Source organism: Idiomarina aquatica (assembly GCF_003987185.1).
Lineage (GTDB): Bacteria > Pseudomonadota > Gammaproteobacteria > Enterobacterales > Alteromonadaceae > Idiomarina > Idiomarina aquatica.
Genome location: NZ_PIPS01000001.1, coordinates 144,180 through 168,536, shown reverse-complemented (window position 1 = coordinate 168,536; position 24,357 = coordinate 144,180). Strand labels below are relative to the sequence as shown.

Sequence of the window (24,357 nt, the reverse complement as noted above, 5' to 3'; positions counted from 1 at the left end):
CCCGATATGAGATTAGAGATTAGCTGCGACGACCGCTTAGGCATTTGCCAGGACGTGCTGCAAATATTGCGTGACCACGAGATTGACTTACGTGGTATCGAAGTGGACCCGCGCGGTAAGATCTTTCTAAATTTCCCCGAATTGGCGTTTGAGGACTTCAGTCACTTAATGCCGCAAATTCGGCGCATTCCCAATGTAAAAGACGTTAAGACCATTCCCTACATGCCGTTTGAACGCGAGCATTTTGAGTTCAGTCTGCTGCTCAGTACCTTGCCCGACCCGGTGTTATCCATTGATACTAAAGGTTGCATCGACATCATTAACGATGCCGGTGCGCAGTTGCTCAGCGGCCAGGGCGAAAATCTCAAAGGCGAGGTCATTAACCAATACATTCATGGCTTCTCGATCCTGCGCTGGCTGGAAAAACAGCCAAAAGAACCGACCTACGAAGCCATTTTGATCGGTCATGACGAATATCACGCCCAGCTGTTACCGATTTGGGTAACCGGTGAGGACGGCAGCGAAACCTTTGCCGGAGCGGTGATAACCTGTAAAACCGAGCCGATTACCGCGACCTGGCAGCGCGGCGACAACCAGTCAGCCTTTGCGGGTATTCTGACCGAGCATGCCAGCATCAAACGGGTGCTGAAAGATGCACAACGCATGGCGGAACTGGATGCACCGTTGTTGATCGAGGGCGAAACCGGCGTCGGTAAAGAACTGCTGGCGAAGGCCTGCCATTACGCCAGCAGTCGTTTTGAGAAACCGTTTTTAGCCATTAATTGCGCGGCGTTGCCCGACAATGTGGCGGAAAGCGAACTGTTCGGCCACGGTGAAGGTAGCCTCAGTCATCAAAGCACGCGCAAGTCCGGTGTGTTGGAGCAGGCCGCCGGTGGCACCGTGCTGCTGGACTCCGTGGGTGAAATGTCCATCAGTCTGCAGGCGAAGCTGTTACGCTTTCTAGAAGACGGCGTGTTTCGTCGTATCGGCGAGGAGCAGGAGGTCAGTGTCGACGTGCGGGTTATTTGTACCGCTCAGGATCAGCTCTATGCGCTGGTCGAACAAGGCAAATTCCGTGAGGATCTGTATTACCGCCTAAACGTGTTGTCATTGCAGTTGCCGCCATTGCGGGAACGTGGCTCGGACATCATGTTGCTGGCCGAACACTTTGTTGCGCAAGCTTGCAAAACCCTGGGTCGCAGTCAGGTCAAGCTGGGTCGTGCGACGCGCGAAAAACTGCGGCGCTATCAGTGGCCGGGTAACGTGCGGCAATTGGAAAATACCATGTTCCGCTCGGTTTCCATGCTAGAAGGAAACACTCTGGAAGCCGCCGATGTGCGCTTACCCGAAACACACAGTGGTAATGAACCGCTGGCGGTTGATATGGACGATCTTACCCTGGATGAAGCGGTACGGCAGTTTGAGTCCAGCATTTTACGACGTCTGTACCCAAGCTTTCCGAGCACCCGCCAGTTAGCCAAGCGGTTGGGGCTGTCGCACACCGCAGTGGCCAACAAGCTGCGCGACTACGGCATCGGTAAACAACGCCAGCGTAAATAAAAACGGACATTCAATTAGCGTTGTAAAATAATATTTACACGCCAAAATCGACCGAAAGGCGTTCTGTATGTGTTTGCAGACGCCTTTTTTATTTGTAAATCAAACGTTACAAAAAGCCTGTGGCGGACTAAAATTTCGCCAGTTGAGCAAAGCTCGCCATCGACACGGCATCCTCCTACAGTGTAAGGGACATAAAAAACAACACCGAATAACAGGAAGGATAAAACCATGTCAGATGTAATGACCAACCCACTGAATACCGATGGCTTTGAATTCGTTGAGTACAGCGCTCCGGATCAAAAAGGCATCGACGCACTGAAAGACCTGTTTGATAAACTGGGCTTTACCGAAGTAGCCAAGCACAAAACCAAGCAAGCCTGGCTGTACAAACAAAACGACGTTAACTTCATCGTTAATGCTGAGCCGGGTGGCCAGGCAGAAGAATTTGCCAAAGACCACGGTCCCAGCGTCTGTGGTATGGCATGGCGTGTAAAAGATGCTAAGCATGCGTTTGACCACGCCGTGGCCAATGGCGCCAAAGCATTTCCTGCCGAACAGGGCGTCATCGACGGTGCCAAAGCCGTGTACGGCATCGGCGAGAGCGTGTTGTACTTTATCGACAACTACGACAACCACGAGATTTATCATCAGCATTTCGAGTTTTACGATAACTGGGAAAGCAAAATGAAAGAACACGCGGCGGGTCTGTACGAAATCGATCACCTGACGCACAACGTGTTCCGCGGCAACATGGATACCTGGGCCGGCTTCTACGAGCGCATCGGTAACTTCCGTGAAATCCGCTATTTTGACATCGAAGGTAAACTGACCGGTTTGTTGAGCCGCGCCATGACCGCACCGTGCGGCAAAATCCGCATTCCAATCAACGAATCGCACGACGACAAGTCACAAATCGAAGAGTACCTGCGTGAGTACAAAGGCGAGGGTATTCAGCACATCGCCCTGACCTCAGACAACATCTACAAAACCGTTAAAGACTTGCGCGCCATTGGCATGAACTTTATGGACACGCCGGACACCTACTACGAGAAAATCGATGAGCGTGTTGAGGGTCACGAAGAAGACGTTGATGCGCTGCGCGAACAACGCATCCTAATCGACGGTGCCCCGATGAAAGACGGTATTTTGCTGCAGATTTTCACGCAGACCGTGATTGGTCCGGTATTCTTCGAAATCATTCAGCGTAAAGGCAATGAAGGCTTTGGCGAAGGTAACTTCAAAGCGCTGTTCGAGAGTATCGAGGAAGATCAAATTCGCCGTGGAGTATTGAGCGATGCGTAAATGGATCAGCTTCCCGAAGCAGGAAGGGACGTCGTCACGACAAGCCCATGCTGACTTTCCGGAGCAGGCCATTTATGAGCGCGAAGCGGGTCGCAGCGGCTTTTTTGGCCCTGCGACGCACTTCCATCATCAACATGCGCCGACCGGTTGGTCGGAGTGGGAAGGGCCGCTAAAACCGCGTGCCTTTGACTTCAACAAATTGACCGAACAGGCGCCGGAAAATCCTTGGCTGACGCCAGACCTGCTGTCGAACAGTCAGTGTAAGTTCCGCATCTGGCATTGTTCGGAAAACATGAAGTACCTGGTGCGTAATGCCGACGGTGACGATCTGTTGTTCGTTCATGAGGGCAGCGGTCATTTGTTCTGCGATTACGGCCATATCCATCTGGTTAAGGGCGACTACTTTATGTTGCCGCGCTCAACCAATTGGCGGTTAGAGCCGGACGAAAAAATGGAACTGCTGATGATTGAGGCCACTAACGGCGCCTATCAGCTGCCGGAGAAAGGCATTGTCGGTAATCATGCAGTGTTTGATCCGGCGGTACTGGATACTCCGGCCATTGATGATGCGTTCAAAGCGCAGTACAGCGAACAGCGCTGGCAGGTGTATGTCAAACGTCATCAACAGATCAGTACCATCACCTATCCGTACAACCCGTTGGATGCCATTGGCTGGCACGGCGATCTGGCACCGGTACGCTTAAACTGGCGCGATATCCGCCCGTTAATGAGCCATCGCTATCACTTACCACCGTCGGCGCACACCACCTTTGTGGCGGACGGCTTTGTGGTTTGTACCTTTGTGCCACGGCCGATTGAATCGGATCCGGGCGCCCTCAAAGTGCCGTTCTATCACAACAACGACGATTACGATGAAGTGCTGTTCTATCACGAGGGTGACTTCTTTAGTCGCGATAACATCGATCGTGGTATGGTAACCTTCCATCCGGCAGGTTTTACCCATGGCCCGCACCCGAAAGCCTTTAAAGCCGGGCGTGAGTACAAAAAGAAATTCACTGACGAAGTTGCGGTGATGCTTGATACCCGCAATGCGCTGGAAATGAGTAACGCCGCATTGGCGGTCGAGAATCCCGACTACGTTTACAGTTGGCAGGAGAAAAAATAATTTATGAAACTAGCCACATACCGAAATGGAACCCGTGACGGCCAGTTAATGGTTGTCAGTAAAGACCTGACACGCGCCGTTGCCGTGCCCGCAATCGCCTCCTGTATGCAGGAAGCCATTGATAACTGGGATGACGTTGAAGCGAAGCTCAATGAGGTTTACCAGCAGCTCAACGCGGGCCGTGTTGACGGTGAAGTGACCTTTGAGCAGGTGCTGTGTGAATCACCGTTGCCGCGTGCTTATCAATGGGCTGACGGCAGTGCTTATGTTAACCACGTTGAGCTGGTGCGTAAGGCTCGTGGCGCCGAAATGCCGCCCAGCTTTTGGGAAGATCCACTGATGTATCAAGGTGGCTCCGACGACTTCTTGGGACCACACGACGAAATTCAGATGGCCAGCACCGAGTGGGGCATCGACTTTGAAGGTGAAATCGCGGTCATTACCGATGATGTGCCAATGGGCATCGACGCCAAAGCGGCCGGCGAGCACATTAAGTTACTGATGCTGGTGAACGACGTGTCACTGCGCGGCTTGATCCCGGGTGAGTTGGGCAAAGGCTTTGGCTTTTTCCAGAGCAAGCCATCGTCAGCGTTTTCACCGGTCGCGGTCACTCCGGACGAGCTGGGTGACGCCTGGCGCGACAATAAAGTGCATCTACCGTTGCTGTCAGAATACAACGGCAAGCCGTTTGGCAAACCCAATGCCGGCGAAGACATGACCTTCAATTTTGCTCAATTGGTCGCACATGCGGCGAAGACCCGTAACCTTGGCGCCGGTGCCATCATTGGCTCGGGTACGGTATCGAACAAACAGGGCACCGACCACGGTACTGCCATCGAAGAAGGCGGCGTCGGCTACAGTTGTATTGCCGAGGTCCGCATGATCGAAACCATCCGTGACGGCAAGCCCAGCACTGAATTCATGAAATTCGGCGACACCATTCATATGGAAATGAAAGACCCCAACGGTCAGTCCATCTTTGGTGCCATTGATCAAAAAGTGGTGGAATATAAAGGACCGTCACAATGATGAAGCTCTATGGATACTGGCGCTCAAGCGCCAGTTTTCGTGTCCGGCTGGCGCTTTATTTAAAAAAACTGCCGTTTGACTATCAGCCCGTACACCTGGTTAAAGACGGCGGTGAACAGCATACCCCCGAATACAAAAAGCTCAATCCGGCAAGCCTGGTGCCGACCTTTGTTGATGATGACGTTACCCTGAATCAATCGTTAGCAATCATCGAATACCTGGATGAGCGCTACGCGCAGCGACCTTTGTTACCATCGGATCCGGTTGATCGCGCCAAGGCACGCGCCCTCGCGTATGACCTGGCCTGCGAACTGCAACCGATCACCAACTTACGGGTGCTGCAATACTTGACCGGAACCCTCAATTGCTCAGATGAACAGCGCAATGACTGGATTCATCACTGGGTACACACGGCTTTCACCGCATTTGAACAGCGGCTGACCGAAACTGCCGGTGAATATTGCTACGGAGATTCGGTAACATTGGCAGATATCTGCCTGTTGCCGCAGGTGTACAACGCGCAACGCTTTAAGGTACCGTTAGACGACTACCCGACGTTGACCGCTGTCAACGACCGCTTACAACAGTTGCAGGCGGTGCAGCAGGCACGTCCAGAGAATCAGCCAGACGCACAATAAGGAATAAACACATGGTTAAATCACGTTTAGTGATTGCAATAGGGGCGGCATTATTAGCCGCCTCTTGCGCATCTACGTCGCCCGCTAATGACGGCGCGGCAATGGCTCCGGCAGCCACGTCCAAGCAAGTACAAACCGTCAGTGCCGACCCGCTTGCCAGTGCTCAGGGTACGGCCGAGCTGACGATGGAACAAATCATGGCCGATCCGGACTGGATGGGTCGTTTTCCGGAGAACGCCTTCTGGAGCCTGGACGGCAACGATATGCTGTTTTACCAGAAGCGCGAAGGCAGTGACATTCGTGACTTAATGGTGATAAAAAATGCTCAGGGTGATGCCCAGCGGGTACCCTTGTCGGATTATCATTTCTACGTCGCTGACGAAACCGAGCGTTCAGCCGTTGCCGATTGGATAGCCTATACCTACGAAGGTAATGTGTTTGTCCGTTTTGCGGATAACAGCGTACGCCAATTGACCCGCGATGAAGCCCGTCAGCACAATCTGCAGGCGATGACGGATGGTAGCCTGAGTTATCAGCAGGGTAACGACTTTTACGTGGTGAACGTGAATACCGGTGCGAGCCGCCAGGTGGCGTCAATCAAGTTTGAAGACGCACCACAGGCAAATAAACCAGCCGCCGATTACCTGGCCCGTGAAGAGCAACAGCTTATCCAGTTTGTGCAGAAAGAGCGTAAGGCAGCGGCCGAGCGATTTGAGCGTGAACAGCAATTGCAGGCGGAAAACCCAACGCTGGCACCAAAACCGTTTTATCTGGATAAATCCAAACAGCTGGTTGATGCCCGTTTGTCGCCACGTGGTGATAAAATCATTGCCGCCATCAGTGAGCCGCAGGCCTGGCGCGAAGACGGCGACATCATGCCAAACTACATCAACGAAGATGGTCGCGTCTCCAGTGAACGGGTGCGCCGCCGTGTCGCCGATGCTAAGCCGAATGAACAGCAACTGGTGATTCTGGATTTGCAAAACCACAGCGACACCACGCTGACGTACAATACCTTGCCGGGCTGGAATGAAGACGTACTGGCCGAGGTCAAGCGCGAAAACCACGAGGCTCGTGGTGAAGACTATGAGTCGGAGCAAAAGCCGCGTGCGATTCATCTGATGGCTGACTGGGGCTGGGAAAACGGCGCCATGCAGTGGAATGAAGACGGTACGCAGCTGGCGGTAATGCTGGAAGCCTGGGACAACAAAGACCGTTGGATCGCGACGGTGGACTTTGCCGGTAAAAAACTGGTCGCTCAGGATCGTCTGCACGACGACGCCTGGATTAACTATACCCATAACGAATTTGGTTGGCTGAACACCGAAACCCTATGGTTTATGTCCGAAGCCGACGGTTACTCGCACCTGTACGTGAAGCCGCTGAACGGAGACCGCCAGCAACTGACCGCAGGTGACTATGTGGTCGAAACCGCTGAACTGAGCCGGGATGCGGAGTACTTCTACTTTCAGGCCAACATCGACCATCCGGGCATTTACGAAGTTTATCGGGTGAAAACCGACGGCAGCAGTAAGCCTGAAGCGTTGACCGATTTGGGCGGTATGACCGCGTTTGAACTGAGCCCGACCGATGATCAACTGCTGTTGACGCACTCAACGCCGTTGATGCCACCGGAGCTTTATCACAAATCGACTCAGCCGGGCGATGCGCCAGAGCGTAAGACCTTTACCGTGTCTGAGAAATTCCTCAGCATCGACTGGACCGCACCGGATGTGGTCGGGGTACCGTCAAGCCATGTCGAGCGGCCGATTTATACCCGCATTTACACCCCTGAAGACTTCGACGCTGACCGCGCTGAAGCGTACCCGGCGGTGGTCTTCATTCACGGTGCCGGGTATCTGCAGAACGCTCATCTGGGTTGGTCAAATTACTTCCGTGAGTTTATGTTCCATAGCTTGCTGAATAAGCACGGTTATGTGGTTGCGGATCTCGACTACCGGGGTTCGAAAGGATACGGCCGCGACTGGCGTACCGCAATTTATCGCCAAATGGGCACGCCGGAAGTGGAAGACCTGGTGGATGTTGCCGATTACCTTCAGCGCGAACTGAACGTGGATGGTGATCGTTTGGGTACCTACGGTGGTTCGTACGGTGGTTTCCTGACCTTTATGGCGTTGTTTAAGGAACCGGGTTTGTTTGAAGCCGGCTCGGCATTGCGTCCGGTAACGGATTGGGCCCACTATAACGTTGGCTACACCTCAAACATTCTGAACCTGCCACAGGACGACACCATTGCCTATCGTCGCAGTTCACCGATTTATTTCGCGGAAGGCCTGCAGGACGCGTTGTTGATCAACGCGCCGATGATCGATGACAACGTTTTCTTCCAGGACAGCGTGCGTCTGGTACAGCGTCTTATTGAGCTGAAGAAGACCGATTGGGAAACGGCCATTTATCCGGTCGAACCGCATGGCTTCCGTCAGCCGGAAAGCTGGCTGAACGAATACCGTCGTATCTTCAAGTTGTTCGAAGAAAACCTGAAACCTGAGCGCGATTAGCGCTCAGCGTTTTTGTTTTTTAACGGTTCGGGAACGGCGTCGCTTAAGCGGCGCCGTTCCAGTTTTAACAGCACTAAGGCACTGACCAGGCCTGCGGCATGAATTAACGCGACATCGTCGCCGACGAAATGTGCCGGACGCCAGCCCAGCAATTCTGCCACCACTTTGGCCAGCACGACGACAACCAACAGCCACATCCAGCGGTGTTGTTTGGCATCGCGAATCAGGCAGTACAGCAGCAAGCCATGAATGACACCGGATAAACCGACAAACTGTACCTCAAAAAATAACAGCAGCAGACTGATGGTGACCGCACTGAGCAGCATCGCGTTCAGCAACCAGCGGCTGTTTAAATGACGATGCCAGATGGCGACGATAACCGCCAGCGCAAGATAGTTAAACAGCGCATGGGTCCAGTCGAGGTGAATAAAGTGAGCACTGATCAACGGCCAGCCCTGGCTTAATGCCGACTCGCTATGAAACGTCAGCGCATCGTGCCATTGCGGCATCAGTTGTAAAACCGCCATTACGATAACAGCCAATATAAGCGCAAAAACGCCGTGTTGTAGTTTTTCCATGTTCGATCTCATTGCACCAATACCCATGGCTTCGTATGATAGAGGCAAATTGCGGTAAAGAAAAAGGAAATGCATGAAATTAAACCTTAAAACCAGCCTCATCGCGCTCGCCTTTGCTTCCTCATTGACCGCCTGTAACAGCGGTTCGGAACTCAGCTCAGCCTCCTCCGGGGTTGAAGTGCGGGAGCCGGAAGCAGCAACCGGGTTTACCGACAAAACCGCCGTAACCGCGCAAGATTACATGGTTGCAGCGGCCAATCCGCATGCGGTCGAAGCCGGCTATCAGGTACTGAAAGCCGGCGGTTCGGCCATTGATGCCGCGATTGCAGTGCAGGCGATGCTGGGGTTAACCGAGCCGCAATCATCGGGCATCGGTGGTGGAGCATTTATTCTGTACTGGCACGCTGAGGATAAAAAGCTGTACAGCATTGACGCACGGGAAACCGCGCCTATGGCGGCCACCGAGGCTTTGTTTCTGGACGAAAACGGTAAACCGCCGCGCTGGATTGATGCCGTAGTCGGTGGCCGTTCGGTAGGTACGCCGGGGCTGCTCCGCGGGTTGGAACTGGCGCATGAGCGCTGGGGCAAGCGCGACTGGTCGGTATTATTTGACGACGCCATTGAGCTGGCCGAAGAGGGGTTTGAGGTGTCGCCGCGACTGGCTAAGCTGGTGGCCATGGAAATCAATCCCGGGGTGAAGAAAATGCCGGCCGCCAGTGCCTACTTCTTCCCCGATGGCGAACCGCTTGCAGCCGGTGAACGGTTGAAGAACCCGGACTACGCAGACTCCCTGCAACTGATCGCCGAACAGGGCGCCGATGCCTTCTACCAAGGGCCGATCGCCGAGATGATTGTTGATGCGGTGCAGAACAGTCCGATTGCGCCCGGCAAACTCAGCCTGCAGGACCTCGCCAATTATCAGGCCAAATTGCGTGAACCGGTATGTGACGATTATCGCCAGTACCGTGTTTGCGGTATGGGCCCGCCAAGTTCCGGTGGTTTAACCACGCTCCAGACTTTGGGCGTGCTAGAAAACTTTGAGTTTGACCAGTTGCCGGTAAATGGCCTGGAAGCAACGCATTTATTCAGTCAGGCTTCGCGGTTGGCTTTTGCCGATCGCAATCAGTGGATTGCCGATCCCGATTTTGTTGACGTTCCGGTCACGGCGATGCTGAATGATGACTACCTTGCCGAACGCGCCGCGTTGATTGGCGAAGAAGATATGGGCAAAGCAACACCCGGTGGCGCGTTGGTGCCTGAATACCAGCAGGATGTCGCCTATGAATTGCCGAACACCAGCCACATCAGCATTGTTGATGCCGATGGCAACGTGGTATCGATGACCACCAGTATCGAAATGGGTTTTGGTTCGACCGTGATGGCCGGTGGCTTCCTGCTCAATAACCAGCTCACCGATTTCTCGCTGGTGCCGATGGACGGTTCGGTTAAAATCGCCAACCGGGTAGAGCCGGGCAAGCGTCCGCGCAGTTCGATGGCACCGACTGTGGTGTTGGATCAGAACGGCCAGCAGGTACTGCATGCGCTGGGTTCTCCGGGAGGCAGTCGCATCATTAATTATGTAACTCAGACACTGGTTGGTCTGCTGGACTGGAACTTGGACATGCAGCAAGCGATCAATATGGGTCATGTGACGAATCGCAACGACTATACTTCGCTGGAAAAAGGTCGTGCCATTGCCGACCACGCCGAGCCGTTGCAACAACGCGGTCATGAGGTGCGTGTGATCGATCTTAATAGTGGTTTGCACGGCATCAGCCTGATGCCCGACGGCTCGTTGGTTGGCGGTGCCGACCCACGCCGTGAAGGCACGGTTAAGGGAGACTGAGGATGCGCGTGACAGTATTAGCAACGGCAATGGTAACGGCGTTAACTTTAGTCGGCTGCGGTGAGGTTGAACGGGGCTACGGTGACGGTGACGCAGAAACCGAGGAAGCCGCTGCTATCAAGGGCTTTTACCAGGCCATATATCGTGATGACGATCTCAACAAAGCGAAGCGCTTTGCCTCTGAACGGATGGATGGCCTGATCGAGCATTACGCCACGCTAAGCGGCGTCGAACGTTACGTGCTGGGTCGTTACTATGATCGTGTCGAATTAACGGTCGAAGCGGATTCCATCGTGCCTTATTTAAACAACAAGCAGGAACTGCGGGCGACGGTGATTTTCGAAGGTGAATACAAAGGCGATAACGTTAAGGACAGTCGTGACGTGGTACTGGTGCAGGAAGAGGGTACCTGGCGCGTGGATCAAATTCTTGACCCACGCTACCGGCCTTAGCAGCACCGTGCTCAGGCTTTCTTCATAACATCGGTGTAGGGTGGCCAGCCCATCGGTTTGCCGGCAAGTAAATGCAGGTGAATGTGATAAACGGTTTGGCCACCGTGTTCGTTACAGTTCATCACGCAGCGGTAACCGTCTTTGGCAAAGCCATGTTGTACCGCCAGTTTGGCGGCGACAATGTACAGGTGACCGACAATGTCCGCATCCTCTTCTTCGATGTCGTTAATGGTCGCAATCGGCTTTTTCGGGATGATCAGCAGATGCACCGGTGCTTGCGGATTAATGTCCTTAAACGCCAGTGCAATGTCATCTTCGTAGACGATGTCAGCGGGGATTTCTCGGTTTATGATCTTACTGAAAATGGTTTCTTCAGCCATAGTACATTCCTTGGTAAATCAGCGTCCTTCCATGGTACCTATCGCTGCGACAACGAGCAATCGTTGTCCGTCTAATTAGTTAATTTTATCGGCCAATACATAATGCCCGCGGGTACGGTCACAAAACACCAAGTCAACCATCGGGTGTTGGATCGGCGCTTCGGTAAAGTCCGGGTCTAAATTGGACTCGCTGACGTAGGTCTGAATGGACGAATTATTGACCAGCACATGATACCAGGGCTGCTGTTTACTCGGGCGGGTGGTGGCCATACGCTGATACCACTCGTCGGATAAGCTGAACACCGGATCGGCATCAATAATAACGCCTCGATAGCCGTACAGCGAATGAGTAATAAGTTGTCCGATGGCAAACTTCGCACTGACCATTTTATTAGAATCCAACTCTATCATTGACATGGGATCATCCTTAATTTGGTTTCAGTTTTCTTATCGGCACAGTCGTGCTAAAACTGAATAAAGAATTGTAAATTTTTAAGGAAGCGGCATGTTGGGATCAGACGACCATCGTAACTTTATGCGGATGTCGGTTAATGCCGACGCAAAGGTGGTGATTGGCTATGATGAGGGCGGTGAGCACGAGCAGGTACTGGACGCCGTGTGTCTTGATTTAAGTGCTACCGGAGCTTCGTTACAGGTTGAGCCGCCGGTTGCCGAAGGCGAACGTATTGTCATTTACATCAAAGCCGGTGAAAAGTTTCCGGCCTTTAAAGCGCTGGCCGAGGTGTTGCGCAGCCAGCGCCTGGAAGAGGGCGGTTACCAGTTGGGTTGTAAGATAACCCAACTGCTGTAGCCGGATTACATCACCCGCATACCGGGTTTGGCGCCGTCGTGCGGGTTAAGAATATAAATTTCGTCTTTCCCCGGGCCGGCCGCAAGTACCATGCCTTCAGACAGGCCAAAACGCATTTTACGCGGTGCCAGGTTGGCCACCATCACGGTCAGTTGACCAATCAGCTGTTCCGGTTGGTAGGCCGACTTAATCCCGGCAAATACCTGGCGTTGCTCGCTGCCTAAATCAAGCGTCAGTTTCAGCAGCTTATCAGCGCCTTCAACGTGCTCGGCATTGGCGATGCGCGCCACCCGTAAATCAACTTTGGCAAACTCATCAAAACTGATTTCATCCGCGATCGGTTCTTTTTTCAGTTCGTCATTGGTTTCGGTAGCGACCGCCGCGGTCGTCGCCTCGGCCTGTTGTTCTTTTGATGCGTCAAGCATAGCGTTTATGTCTTCCATATCGACGCGCTGCATCAGCGCTTTAAATTTATCAATGGGGTGGTTGGTGAGTACCGTACGGTGACTGTCCCAGCTAAAGTTATCGTTTAAGAACTGCTGTACCGACTGCGCCAGTTGCGGAACCACCGGGGTTAAGTAAATCATCAAAATACGGAACAGATTGATACCCAGCGAGCAAATGTCGTGGACTTCGTTCTCGTGTCCCGGCTGCTTAATCAACTGCCAGGGTTCTTTGTCGGCGATGTATTGATTGGCACGGTCGGCCAACGCCATGATGTCACGCATGGCTTTGGAGAACTCACGGTTCTCGTAATACTCAGCAATCTGGTCGCCGGCTTTCTGGAAATCTTCCAGCAACACCGCGTCGGCGATGTCACCCGACAGACGGCCGTCGAATTTTTTGCTGATGAAGCCGGCACAGCGGCTGGCAATGTTAATCACCTTACCGACCAAATCTGAGTTAACCCGTTGCGCGAAATCGGTCAGGTTCAGGTCCAGATCGTCGATGCGGCTGGTCAGTTTGGCGGCAAAGTAATAACGCAGGTATTCCGGATTAAGGTGATCGAGGTAAGTACGCGCCTTGATAAAGGTGCCCTTAGACTTCGACATCTTAGTACCGTTAACGGTAATAAAACCATGCGCCCAGACGTTGGTCGGCTGACGGAAGTCAGCGCCTTTCAGCATCGCCGGCCAGAACAGACTGTGGAAGTAGATAATGTCTTTGCCGATAAAGTGATACACCTCGGCTTTGCTGTCCGCCTGCCAGTATTCGTCCCAGTTGGCTTTGCCCGTGGTGTCGCAGTAATTCTTAAAACTGCTCATGTAACCGATCGGAGCATCCAGCCAGACGTAAAAATATTTGTTCTCGGTGCCCGGAATTTTGAAGCCGAAATAGGGTGCATCGCGGGAAATATCCCACCGCTGCAGACCTTGTTCGAACCATTCGTTCAGTTTATTGGCCATTTCGCCCTGTAACGAACCAGAGCGAGTCCAGCTCTTCAACATGTCGCCAAACGCGGGAAGGTCAAAGAAGTAATGTTCCGACTGACGCATTTCCGGGGTAGCACCGGACACCACCGAGCGTGGATTTTTTAAATCCGTCGGCGCATAGGTGGCGCCACAAACGTCACAGTTATCACCGTATTGGTCTTCGGCACCACAATCCGGGCAATCGCCCTTAACAAAACGATCCGGCAGGAACATTTCTTTTTGCGGATCGTAGAGCTGCTCGATCACCTCGGTTTTGATGTGACCGGCTTTATCCAACCGATTGTAAATGGTTTCTGCCAACTCACGGTTTTCTTCACTGTGGGTACTGTAGTAGTGATCGAAGCCGATGTTGAAGCCGGCAAAGTCCTGTTCATGAGACTGTTGCATCTCGCCAATCATTTGTTCGGGCGAGATACCCAGTTGCTGGGCCTTGAGCATGATCGGCGTGCCGTGGGCATCGTCCGCGCACATGTAGTGGCACTCATTGCCGCGCAACTTTTGAAAGCGCACCCAGATGTCGGCCTGGATGTAGCCTAATAAATGTCCAATATGAATCGGCCCGTTGGCATAGGGCAAGGCATTGGTCACCAAAATTTTACGTTCGCTCTGGCTCATGCGAGAATCTGCTTCCATTACTGTTAATATCAATGTGAAGCTCAATATTATCATAGGAACCGTATGATACACAGAGCCAAGAGGTGGCTGATGTCACAGTTTTCTGATTTTAAAGATGGCCTGCCGGCCGGACTGCAGTCCGACTGGATTCGGCTGGACAAAAACAATGGCACAGCAGAACTTACCGTGCCGTACGCCGTCGACCAAGAGGCGCTGCTGCAACAGCTGGCCGAGCACCCGGCAACCCGCGATTATCAATGGCAGCTACAGTGTCGCATCAAAAAAATGCCCAATTCGCAGCCAGAGTTGCCATTAACCACCGGTAATGTGATTGTGGTGTCATCGGGTAAAGGCGGCGTCGGCAAATCCTCAGTCAGCGTGTCGTTGGCGCTGGGGCTGCAACAACTGGGCGCCCGCGTCGGGCTGTTGGATGCGGATATTTACGGACCATCGATCCCGACCATGCTTGGGCGTGGCGACCATCAATTGAGTGTTAACGAACGCAACAAGATGGAGCCATTGCAACGGTTTGGCCTACAAGTGAATTCGCTCGGCTATCTGGTTGATGATAACGATGCAACCATCTGGCGCGGACCGATGGCCAGCAGTGCCTTGCAGCAGCTTTATCGCGACACTAACTGGCAGCAACTGGATTATTTGATCGTCGATATGCCACCGGGCACCGGGGATATTCAGTTAACCATGGCACAGAAACTACCGGTGACTGCCGCGGTGGTGGTAACAACGCCACAAACCGTTGCCTTGCGCGATGCCGAGAAAGGTATCGCGATGTTTAAAAAGCTTAATATCCCGTTGCTGGGTGTGTTAGAAAATATGAGCTATTATGAGTGCCGGCACTGTGGCGAACGCGATGCCATTTTTGGCGCTGGCGGAGGTGACGCGCTGGCGACGGAACATCAGGTCGGCCTGTTAGGGCAATGGCCGCTGACCACCGAATTCCGGGACAGTCTCGACCGTGAGCAACCACTATTGATGGCGCAACCGCAGCATCCGTTCAGTCAGTTGATCCGCTCAACGGCCGCAGAGGTTGCCAGAAAGCTCTATCATCAGGCGCAAAAAAACGTGTAACATCAACACATCAGTCAGTTTAGGGAACAGCTATGCGGTTAAACGACAAAGAAATCGAACAATTTTTGCAGGAAGGCATTATTGGCGTTGAGCCTGCGCCCGCGAAGCACAATATTTCCGGTGTAACGCTGGACATTCATCTCGGCTCCGAATTTCGAGTCCTGCAGGATCATGCCGCCCCTTACATCGACATCAGCGGCTCGCGAGAGGCGATAGAAAAAGCCATTCAGGAAGTCATGAGTGATGAAATCAACTTGCGCCCGGATCAAGCGTTTTTCATTCACCCGGGTGAATTCGCACTGGCTGTTACGCACGAATCGATTCGCTTACCGGAAGACATGGTGGGTTGGCTCGATGGCCGTTCGTCACTGGCGCGACTGGGATTGATGGTGCATGTTACGGCACATCGTATCGACCCAGGCTGGTCGGGACAAATTGTGCTGGAGTTTTACAACAGCGGTAAGTTGCCGTTGGCACTGCGGCCGGGCATGAAAATCGGTGCCATCAGTTTTGAACGCTTGAGCGGCCCTTGTGAACGCCCCTACAACAAACGAGTCGATGCTAAATACCGCGATCAGCACGGCGCGGTTGCGTCACGGATTTCTGCGGACGGCGGTTAAGCGGTTTGCTTGAACAGGGTTTCCACAGCGGCGTTCAAGCGCTGCAGTAATACGTCAGGATCATGCCGGTAGTGGACATCGCTATCGGCGGTTAACCCGCCCAGACGCGGTATCTGTAACTGAGGGTCATGGTGATTGGATAACACCAGGTCGACCACACACTGGCCAATGTGTTGCTCCAGAAAGGCCAGCTTTTCCGTCACCGAGAGGGTTCCGGCAGGCCCTTTTTCGTGCACCAGATTATCAATAAAGACCACTTTGCCGCGAGTTTTGCGCAACGCCACCGCAATGTCTTTGACCAATAATGGCGGCAGTACCGAGGTCAGGAAGCTGCCGGGACCGAGAATGATCAAATCACTGTTATACAGATGGCGAACGGCTTCCGGCGTTGCATGGGCTTCGCCGGACAGGCTCAACGCCTTGGGCATGTGTTCCAACCGATCAATTAAAATCTCGCCATGACACTGAATGTCCTCAGCCGTGGTCGCCACCAAATCGGTCGGGCACTCTGACATTGGTAATAAGCGGGTGTTGACGTTCAGCAGCCGGCTGAGCAGTTGGATGCCGTCCAGTGGCCGCGCACTGACCTGATCAAGGGTATACAGCAGCAGATTACCGAGGTTATGGCCGGCCAGCGAGGTTTCACCTTCGAAGCGAAAGTTAAGCACATCCGCAGCCAGCGGCTGCTCGACCAATTGCGACAGGCAATTGCGGATATCGCCCCAGGCAATGGTGTGATGGGACGCCCGCAACAGACCTGTTGCGCCACCATTGTCGGTGGTTGCAACAACGCCTACCAATTTGTGCTTCATAAACGCCAGCGTGGACAATACCCGGCCTAGGCCGTGGCCACCACCGATGGCAGTAATCCGGCGCAACGCCGTAATCTGCATGCAACCATCCTTACGCGGTTGTGTCTAATAACTAAGGTCGCCAAATAGTTTAGCGCCCTGTAAGATAAGAGTCTATGAGTTTACACTTTGTTAACGAGTACGCCGAAACATTTTCCGATTTGGTCAGCGAGCAGGACATTGCTGCGGATGGCCAGTCGACGCCTCGCTTATTTAACCAGGCGTTATGGCAGCAACTGGGCGGTGAACCGATCCGTGCAGAAACCCTGACCGCACGACTGGACGGTGAACAACAGTGGCCCGGTATAAGACCATTGGCACAAAAGTACGCCGGCCATCAGTTTGGTCATTTTAACCCCTATCTAGGCGATGGCCGGGGCTTATTGCTGGGTGAAGTGAAAACGCCCACCGGCGAGTTTTACGATCTGCACTTAAAAGGTGCCGGACCAACCCCTTATGGCCGTGGCGGTGACGGGCGCGCGGTACTGCGCTCGTCGATTCGAGAATATCTGGCCAGTGAGGCGTTCGCCGCGTTGGGCATTCCTACCACCCGGGCGTTGTTACTGACCTCTACCGAAGGGCAGATCCAGCGTGAACGCATCGAACCCGGCGCGATGTTGTTGCGAGTGGCGAAGACTCACGTCCGCTTTGGGCATTTTGAGCACTGTTATTATCGCCGACTGCCGCAGCAACAACGGCAGTTATGGGATTATGTCATTGCACGACAATGGCCGGAATTAAACGATGCGACGCCGACCGCGCAGTTTCGCCGGGTAACCGAGCGCACCGCGCTGATGATTGCGTTATGGCAGGCCTATGGCTTTATTCATGGGGTCATGAACACCGACAACATGAGTCTGCTGGGGGAAACCTTTGACTACGGCCCCTACGCAATGTTTGACAGCTATCAGCCGGAGAAAATTTTTAATCATACCGACCAGGGCGGCCGCTACAGTTTTACCCGCCAACCGGGCATAGGCCGCTGGAATTTACAGCGTCTGCAGGTGGCATTGAGCGCGTCGATGGACGTTACGGAATTTACCTCAGTAATCGACGAGTATGAGCCGCTGATCCAAACGTTTTATTTTCAGCAAATGCGGCAGCGGCTTGGCTTAACGCAGGTCGAGCCGGGGTTGGCACGAGAGCTCATTGCCGGCTGGTTACAGTTGTTGGAAGCGCATCAATTAGACTATAACCGCAGCTTTATCGAACTGGAACGTTATGTTACCGAGTCTGCCGCCAGCGAACTGAGCGTGGTCGGAGAAGCCTGGTTAAGGCAGTATCTCGACGCCGTTAATGAGGCACCGGATATTGCGGCGATGCAGCAGGTCAATCCGGTAGTGACGTTACGCACACACCTGCTCAGTGAGGTCATCAGTGCCGCAGAACAGGGCGATGATGCGCCGCTGACATCCTATCTGGAGGCGCTTGAACGACCGTTTCAGCGATGCCTTTGGGGCAGTCACTGGGCGCAGCCGCCGGCCGAAGAAATTGCGCCAGGCAGTTTGTCCTGTTCCAGCTGAGCAGGGCGGTTGCGATTTCGCGGCGAATGGGACAGAATCAAAGGCCATCCGTGCATAACGCATCATGATAATAAGGCACTCACATGAGTTCGAGAAAAACAGCCCTGGTCGTTGCTAGCGTGCTACTGACCGTTGCATCAACCGCCATGGCACAGCAGTGGCGCGTTCCTGCGCCACAAAGCTTTGAAAAAACCGCGATTTGCCTGGGCCAATTAGAGCAACCGCTGACGGTTGAACTGGCCGATACCACCGCACAGCACGCCCGTGGCTTGATGGGACGTGAGCAACTCGGCGACTACGAAGGCATGTTGTTTCGTTATCCTCAAGTGCGTTCAGGCAGTTCCGGCTTCTGGATGTATCAGACCCTGATCCCGCTGGACATTGCCTATTTGAACGAGCGCGGTGAAATCGTCAAAACCTTTACCATGTTGCCGTGTGGCAGTGACGACCCTAATCAGTGTCGCAGTTATGCGCCGGGTAAAAACTATCAATACGCGTTAGAAATGAACGCCGGATTCTTTGCGGAACATGATATCCGTATGGGCGATCGGGTAACCATCGTCGGTACCGTCGAAGACGGTCAACGTTGCAGTGAACTTTTACAATAATAAACCGTGAAACAGAGGCATGTTATGAAACATTTTGCTTTGACCGCCATTGCCGCCAGCCTATTGGTAGCCTGCGGTCCGGCCAATCAATCAGAAACGGCGTCAGGCAGCGCCGAAACGCAAACGGCTGAAAACCAGCAGCAAAAGCCGGACTTAGAAGGCTCGGCTTTTAATCCAAACTTCCGCGACTATTTAAAAACCATTTCTTCGGATGAGTTTGCCGGACGCGAGCCGTCCACCGAAGGCGAAGAAAAAGTGGTTTCCTTTATCGAAAACCACTTTAAAGAGTGGGGCCTAAAGCCTTACAACGAAGAAACCGGCAGCTATCGTCAGTCGGTGCCGCTGGTTAAAATTATGCCGTATCAGGTCAGTGACCTGACGTTCAGCGGTGACAACGCGCCGGAAACCATGGACTATCGTACTGAAATGATGGCGTGGACCATGCAGGTAACCGACGAAGTCGCGCTGGAAAACAGCGAGATGGTGTTTGTCGGCTACGGTATCGTCGCACCGGAATACGACTGGAACGACTACGAAGGCCTGGATGTTGAAGGCAAAACCGTGGTGATGTTTGTGAACGATCCGGGCTACGCAACACAAGACCCGGAGCTGTTTAACGGCAACGCCATGACCTACTATGGTCGCTGGACCTATAAATTCGAAGAAGCCGCTCGTCAGGGCGCAGCCGGTGCCTTGATCATTCACGAGACAGGTCCGGCCGGTTATGGCTGGGGCGTCGTTGCCAGCGGTTCACCGGTTCGTTACGACCTGAAGAAAGACAACAACAACATGGATCGCGCGAAAGTTGAGGGCTGGATCACGCTGGATAGCGCCGAAGCGCTGTTCAGTAAACTGGATATGAGCGTAGACGAAGCACGTCAGTTAGCCCTCAGTGACTCCTTTGAAGCCATGCCGATGAACGTGCAGGCCAACGTCACGGTGAAGAACAAATTCGAAGAGCTGAGCGCATACAACGTCATCGGTTACATCGAAGGCAGCAAGTACCCGGAAGAGCACGTGATCTACATGGCGCACCACGATCACCTGGGTACCGACCCGGTACGCGAGGATGACCCGATTTATAATGGCGCTCAGGATAACGCAACCGGAACAGCGGGCTTGTTAGCTCTGGCGGAAAAATTCGCCCAGCAGCCGCAGCCGGAACGTTCAGTGGTATTCGCCGCCGTCGGCGCTGAAGAAAGCGGTTTGTTGGGTTCAAAATGGTACGCCGATGAGCCTATGTTACCGCTCAGTAAAGCGGTTGGCGGCATCAATATGGACTTAATGAACGTCTACGGACCGGTTAAGGACATGGTTGTTATCGGCTACGGTAACAGCGAAATGGACGAGTACCTGAAACCTTACATTGAAGAGCAGGGTCGTTATCTGGCACCGAACCCGACGCCGGAAGCCGGTTTCTTCTACCGCTCTGATCACTTCAGCCTGGCCAAGAAAGGCGTACCGATGCTGTACGCTGAAGGCGGTAATGATCACATCACCAAGGGCAAAGCCTGGACCGAAGAGCAGCGTGCGAAGTACGTCGCTGAGGCGTATCACAAGCCGGCTGACGAATACGATCCAAACTGGGATCTGCGTGGTGCCCAGCAGGACCTGTCGGCGTTCTTTAAATTAGGTAACGAACTGGCAAACTCTCGCAGCTGGCCGCAGTGGGCGCCGGGAAATGAGTTTGAAGCGGCGCGCAAAGCCACCGAGAGCGAGCGTCAGCAATAAGCCATTTCGATCAAAATCAGCGACGGCTGAGGTTGAACATGTACTCTGTTCTGTGGTCTATTAAATAGAGGCAGTTAACAGGAGTTATCATGAGTGAACAGCGAAAACAGGTGTATATTCGCTTCAACCAAGGCCGTTACTCGGCTTCCGGCGGTCCGCGAGGACCCGGCGGAGGACCAGGAGGTAACTGGCTCAGTCGCATACTGGGCCTTTTTTTATTGCTGGTGTTTGTTGGTTTGGCGGTAACCTTTGGTATTTTCGTGTTGATTATCGGAGCCATTTTGATGATTCCGGTAATGTGGAAGCAACGTCACGCGATCAAACAGTTTTGGCAATTACGCAAGCAGGCCAAAGCGCAGTTTGAGGAAAGTAAACGTCAGTATCAGCAACAGCAGCAACGTGCCAAAGACGCGCAGGACCCGGATGTTATTGACGGCGAATACGAAGAAGTGGACAAGGACAGCCGTCGCTAGTCACCCGGCCATTTAACAAAAAAAAGCCCGAGCTCAGCTCGGGCTTTTTTGATCGCAGCGGTTGCTGTTATTCGGTCTCAGGTTTGACCGGGAATATCTTACGTACCACATAGAAGAACAAGGGGACGAAGAAGATAGCGAGAATCGTACCGCCAATCATACCGCCGATAACACTGGTACCGATGGCGTTACGGCTGGCTGCACCTGCGCCGTCACTGAGCGCCAGTGGCATAACACCAAAGATAAACGCCAGTGAGGTCATCAGGATCGGACGCAGACGCAGACGCACCGCTTCCAGCGTCGCTTCTAACAGCTCTTTGCCCTGTGCCTGCAGGTCTTTTGCGAACTCGACGATCAAAATGGCGTTACGCGCGGATACCCCGACGGTGGTTAACAGCCCCACCTGGAAGTACACGTCGTTAGAGATGCCACGTAACATCACCGCCAGTACCGCGCCAAGAATACCCAAAGGCACCACCAGCATCACCGAGAACGGAATCGACCAACTCTCGTACAGTGCGGCCAGGAACAGGAACACAACCACCAGCGAGATGGTGTACAGGATAGGGGCGAAGTCGCCCGACTGGCGTTCCTGCAACGAGATACCGGTCCACTCATAGCCGGTGCCGGTCGGCAATTGGCTAATAAGACGTTCCATCTCGGTCATGGCTTCACCGGTGCTTACACCCGGTGCCGGCTGACCCTGAATGTTCAGTGCCGGTACGCCATTGTAGCTCTCAATCCGCTGTGCACCGTAGGTCCATTCCCAGCTCGAGAACGAGCTGAACGGCACCATGTCACCCTGATTGTTGCGTACGTACCAGTCGTTGATGTCCTGCGGCAACATCCGCGCATCTGCTTCACCCTGCAAGTACACACGTTTTACCCGACCACGGTCAATAAAGTCATTGACGTAGGCAGAGCCCCAGGCGGTACTCAGGGTGTCGTTGATGCTGGCAATGGTCAGCCCCAATGCCTGTGCTTTCTCAAAATCGATGTCGATTTTAAGCTGTGGCGCATCTTCCAGGCCGTTGGGCCGCACCTGCATCAACAGATCACTCTGGCTTGCCATACCCAGCAGCTGGTTACGTGCCTGCATCAGTTCCGCATGACCGAGGTTGCCGCGGTCCTGCAGGTACAGATCAAACCCGTTGGCGGTACCCAGTTCCGGGATCGGTGGTAAGTTAAAGGCAAAAATCATTGCTTCTTTAATGGTCGCGAAGAAGCCGAAGGCACGCCCAATGACCGCTTGCACGCTCTGGCTTTCGTCACGCTCAGACCAGTCTTTAAGACGCACGAAGGCGATACCGTTTGCCTGGCTGCGACCGGAGAAGCTAAACCCAACCACCGAGAACACCGACTGTACCGCGTCCTCCTGCTGCAGATAGTAGTTCTCGATCTTATCCATTACCGCGTTTGACTGCTCGATGGTGGAGCCGACCGGCAAGTTCATCTGGGTTAAGAACACGCCACGGTCTTCTTCCGGCAGAAACGCCGCCGGTAAGCGGGTAAATAAATAAGCCAACACCGCGATGATCCCCAGGTACAGCAGACCAAAGCGCAGTGTCCGACGCAAAATGCCGTGCACCGAGTTGGTGTATTTGACGGTGGCTTTTTCCAGCGTCCGGTTAAACCAGCCCAGCGGTCCCCAGCCGTCGCTTTTGTCGTGCTTGACCGGTTTTAACAGGGTCGCACACAGCGCCGGTGAGAAAATGATCGCAACCAGCACCGACAGCCCCATCGAGGTGATGATGGTCAGTGAAAATTGGCGATAAACCGCGCCGGTAGCGCCGGGGAAGAACGCCATCGGTGCAAACACCGCCGCCATGACCACACCAATCGCAACCAGAGCGCCGGTGATTTGACCCATCGACTTGATGGTCGCCTGTTTGGGCGATAAGCCTTCTTCGGACATCAAACGTTCAACGTTCTCGACCACCACGATGGCGTCATCAACCAACAGACCTATCGACAGCACCATACCGAACATTGTCAGCGTGTTGATCGAGAAGCCGGCCAGGGACAGCACGCCCATGGTACCTAAAATAACCACCGGTATCGCCAACGTTGGTATCAGCGTTGCCCGCAAGTTCTGCAGGAACACAAACATCAACAGGAACACCAGAATGATGGCCTCGATCAGTACCTGTGCGACTTCCGAAATGGAGATCTTAATGAACGGCGTGGTGTCATAGGCGGTGACCATCTCCATGCCGTCCGGGAAGAAACGTTCCAGTTCGGCGACACGCGCTTTAACCGCTTCGGCAGTTTCCAGTGCGTTGGCGCCGGTTTGCAGATTGATCGCCAGACCGGTAGCCGGTTTGCCGTTGTAGTTGGCATTAATGGAATAGTTCTCGGCGCCCAGTTCAACCTCAGCAACGTCCTTCATTCGCACCTGCGAGCCGTCGGGCAGAACCTTCAGGGTAATGTTCTCAAACTGCTCCGGATCAGACATCCGCGTCTGTGCGATGATGGTGGCGTTCAAACGCTGGCCGTCAACCGCCGGGGTACCACCGAGTTCACCGGCTGCAACCTGCGCGTTCTGGGCGCGAATCGCGTCTTTAAGCTCGGCCATACTGAGGCCATAATTGACCATCGCGGCAGGGTCAACCCAGATGCGCATTGCATAAGGGGCACCGAACAGCTGTACATTACCGACACCCGTGGTCCGCGAAATCGGGTCCTGAATATTGGAGGCGATGTAGTCGCTTAAGTCGGTTTGGGTGTAGCGGTCATCGGTTGCCACCAGCGCCAGTACCATCAAGAACGAACTGCTGGATTTACTGACGGTGATGCCCTGCGCCTGAACTTCCTGAGGCAACTGCGGCGTTGCTTGTGACAGCTTGTTCTGCACCTGTACCTGCGCAATATCAGGATCCGTTCCCGATGCGAAGGTCAGGCTGATGCTACCGTTGCCGTAGTTACTCTGTGACGAGAAGTACAGCAGGTTATCAATCCCGGTCATGTTTTGCTCGATGACCTTGGTTACCGTATTGGCAACGGTCTCGGCATTGGCACCGGGGTAGTTATACTGAATTTCGACCGCTGGTGGCGCGATGGTAGGGTACTGCGCTACCGGCAACTGTAAGGTTGCAATCGCACCTGCCATCATTGTCAGCAGGGCAATAACCCAGGCAAAAATGGGGCGGTTAATAAAAAACTTGGCCATGTCA

21 protein-coding genes are annotated in these 24,357 nt (G+C 53.6%); 15 read left to right on the top strand and 6 right to left on the bottom strand.

Annotated elements, in window-relative coordinates; all coding sequences use genetic code 11:
* The first annotated feature begins 6 nt into the window (after window positions 1-6).
* From tyrR to CWE23_RS00830, 6 genes are all read left to right on the top strand, one after another.
* Window positions 7-1,560 carry a transcriptional regulator TyrR gene (gene tyrR / locus CWE23_RS00855; protein WP_126819140.1) on the top strand — a complete coding sequence of 518 codons (1,554 nt, stop codon included), beginning with the start codon at window positions 7-9 and terminating at the stop codon, window positions 1,558-1,560.
* A 228-nt stretch (window positions 1,561-1,788) separates the two neighbouring features.
* Window positions 1,789-2,862, top strand: coding sequence for a 4-hydroxyphenylpyruvate dioxygenase (gene hppD / locus CWE23_RS00850; protein WP_126819139.1), 1,074 nt, complete (start codon window positions 1,789-1,791; stop codon window positions 2,860-2,862).
* Window positions 2,855-3,988, top strand: coding sequence for a homogentisate 1,2-dioxygenase (locus tag CWE23_RS00845; protein ID WP_126819138.1), 1,134 nt, complete (start codon window positions 2,855-2,857; stop codon window positions 3,986-3,988). Before hppD ends, CWE23_RS00845 begins: the two co-directional genes overlap by 8 nt.
* Before the next feature lie 3 nt (window positions 3,989-3,991).
* Window positions 3,992-5,017, top strand: a complete 1,026-nt coding sequence (locus tag CWE23_RS00840; protein WP_105306245.1) for a fumarylacetoacetate hydrolase family protein — start codon at window positions 3,992-3,994, stop codon at window positions 5,015-5,017.
* On the top strand, window positions 5,017-5,655 hold the full coding sequence (gene maiA, locus CWE23_RS00835; protein WP_126819825.1) for a maleylacetoacetate isomerase: 639 nt from the start codon (window positions 5,017-5,019) through the stop codon (window positions 5,653-5,655). Before CWE23_RS00840 ends, maiA begins: the two co-directional genes overlap by 1 nt.
* Window positions 5,656-5,666: 11 nt before the next feature.
* Complete coding sequence (locus tag CWE23_RS00830; protein ID WP_126819137.1) at window positions 5,667-8,174, top strand: S9 family peptidase; 2,508 nt, start codon at window positions 5,667-5,669, stop codon at window positions 8,172-8,174.
* Here CWE23_RS00830 and rrtA read toward each other — a convergent pair.
* Window positions 8,171-8,752, bottom strand: coding sequence for a rhombosortase (gene rrtA / locus CWE23_RS00825; protein ID WP_126819136.1), 582 nt, complete (start codon window positions 8,750-8,752; stop codon window positions 8,171-8,173). The genes CWE23_RS00830 and rrtA overlap by 4 nt on opposite strands.
* A 73-nt stretch (window positions 8,753-8,825) precedes the next feature.
* On the opposite strand from rrtA, the gene ggt reads away from it, so the two are divergent.
* Both ggt and CWE23_RS00815 read left to right on the top strand, forming a co-directional pair.
* Window positions 8,826-10,598 carry a gamma-glutamyltransferase gene (ggt, locus tag CWE23_RS00820; RefSeq protein ID WP_126819135.1) on the top strand — a complete coding sequence of 591 codons (1,773 nt, stop codon included), beginning with the start codon at window positions 8,826-8,828 and terminating at the stop codon, window positions 10,596-10,598.
* Between the two features lie 2 nt (window positions 10,599-10,600).
* On the top strand, window positions 10,601-11,050 hold the full coding sequence (locus tag CWE23_RS00815) for a hypothetical protein (protein WP_241970502.1): 450 nt from the start codon (window positions 10,601-10,603) through the stop codon (window positions 11,048-11,050).
* An 11-nt stretch (window positions 11,051-11,061) separates the two neighbouring features.
* Here the strand turns inward: CWE23_RS00815 and CWE23_RS00810 are convergent, their stop codons facing one another.
* A complete protein-coding gene (locus CWE23_RS00810; RefSeq protein ID WP_126819134.1) occupies window positions 11,062-11,430 on the bottom strand; it encodes a histidine triad nucleotide-binding protein in 369 nt (122 codons plus the stop codon).
* A gap of 75 nt (window positions 11,431-11,505) precedes the next feature.
* Entirely contained in the window at window positions 11,506-11,847 is a 342-nt protein-coding gene (hspQ, locus tag CWE23_RS00805; protein ID WP_241970501.1) for a heat shock protein HspQ, read from the bottom strand.
* A gap of 88 nt (window positions 11,848-11,935) precedes the next feature.
* On the opposite strand from hspQ, the gene CWE23_RS00800 reads away from it, so the two are divergent.
* Window positions 11,936-12,241 carry a PilZ domain-containing protein gene (locus CWE23_RS00800; RefSeq protein WP_105306250.1) on the top strand — a complete coding sequence of 102 codons (306 nt, stop codon included), beginning with the start codon at window positions 11,936-11,938 and terminating at the stop codon, window positions 12,239-12,241.
* A 5-nt stretch (window positions 12,242-12,246) separates the two neighbouring features.
* On the opposite strand, the gene metG is transcribed toward CWE23_RS00800, so the two are convergent.
* A complete protein-coding gene (gene metG / locus CWE23_RS00795; protein WP_126819133.1) occupies window positions 12,247-14,289 on the bottom strand; it encodes a methionine--tRNA ligase in 2,043 nt (680 codons plus the stop codon).
* A gap of 90 nt (window positions 14,290-14,379) precedes the next feature.
* Between metG and apbC the strand changes: the two genes are divergently transcribed.
* Window positions 14,380-15,378 carry an iron-sulfur cluster carrier protein ApbC gene (apbC, locus tag CWE23_RS00790; RefSeq protein ID WP_126819132.1) on the top strand — a complete coding sequence of 333 codons (999 nt, stop codon included), beginning with the start codon at window positions 14,380-14,382 and terminating at the stop codon, window positions 15,376-15,378.
* A gap of 32 nt (window positions 15,379-15,410) precedes the next feature.
* On the top strand, window positions 15,411-15,998 hold the full coding sequence (dcd, locus tag CWE23_RS00785; RefSeq protein ID WP_105306252.1) for a dCTP deaminase: 588 nt from the start codon (window positions 15,411-15,413) through the stop codon (window positions 15,996-15,998).
* Here the strand turns inward: dcd and CWE23_RS00780 are convergent.
* Window positions 15,995-16,891 carry a gluconeogenesis factor YvcK family protein gene (locus tag CWE23_RS00780; RefSeq protein ID WP_105306253.1) on the bottom strand — a complete coding sequence of 299 codons (897 nt, stop codon included), beginning with the start codon at window positions 16,889-16,891 and terminating at the stop codon, window positions 15,995-15,997. The genes dcd and CWE23_RS00780 overlap by 4 nt on opposite strands.
* Before the next feature lie 74 nt (window positions 16,892-16,965).
* Between CWE23_RS00780 and CWE23_RS00775 the strand changes: the two genes are divergently transcribed.
* From CWE23_RS00775 to CWE23_RS00760, 4 genes are all read left to right on the top strand, one after another.
* Window positions 16,966-18,372 carry a protein adenylyltransferase SelO gene (locus tag CWE23_RS00775; protein WP_126819131.1) on the top strand — a complete coding sequence of 469 codons (1,407 nt, stop codon included), beginning with the start codon at window positions 16,966-16,968 and terminating at the stop codon, window positions 18,370-18,372.
* A gap of 83 nt (window positions 18,373-18,455) precedes the next feature.
* Window positions 18,456-18,980: a DUF192 domain-containing protein gene (locus CWE23_RS00770; protein ID WP_105306255.1), complete on the top strand. Its 525-nt coding sequence runs from the start codon at window positions 18,456-18,458 to the stop codon at window positions 18,978-18,980.
* Between the two features lie 24 nt (window positions 18,981-19,004).
* Window positions 19,005-20,711, top strand: a complete 1,707-nt coding sequence (locus tag CWE23_RS00765) for a M28 family metallopeptidase (RefSeq protein ID WP_105306256.1) — start codon at window positions 19,005-19,007, stop codon at window positions 20,709-20,711.
* Window positions 20,712-20,800: 89 nt separating this feature from the next.
* On the top strand, window positions 20,801-21,184 hold the full coding sequence (locus CWE23_RS00760) for an FxsA family protein (protein WP_105306257.1): 384 nt from the start codon (window positions 20,801-20,803) through the stop codon (window positions 21,182-21,184).
* Window positions 21,185-21,251: 67 nt separating this feature from the next.
* Here the strand turns inward: CWE23_RS00760 and CWE23_RS00755 are convergent, their stop codons facing one another.
* Window positions 21,252-24,353, bottom strand: coding sequence for an efflux RND transporter permease subunit (locus CWE23_RS00755; RefSeq protein WP_105306258.1), 3,102 nt, complete (start codon window positions 24,351-24,353; stop codon window positions 21,252-21,254).
* Window positions 24,354-24,357 lie beyond the last annotated feature (4 nt).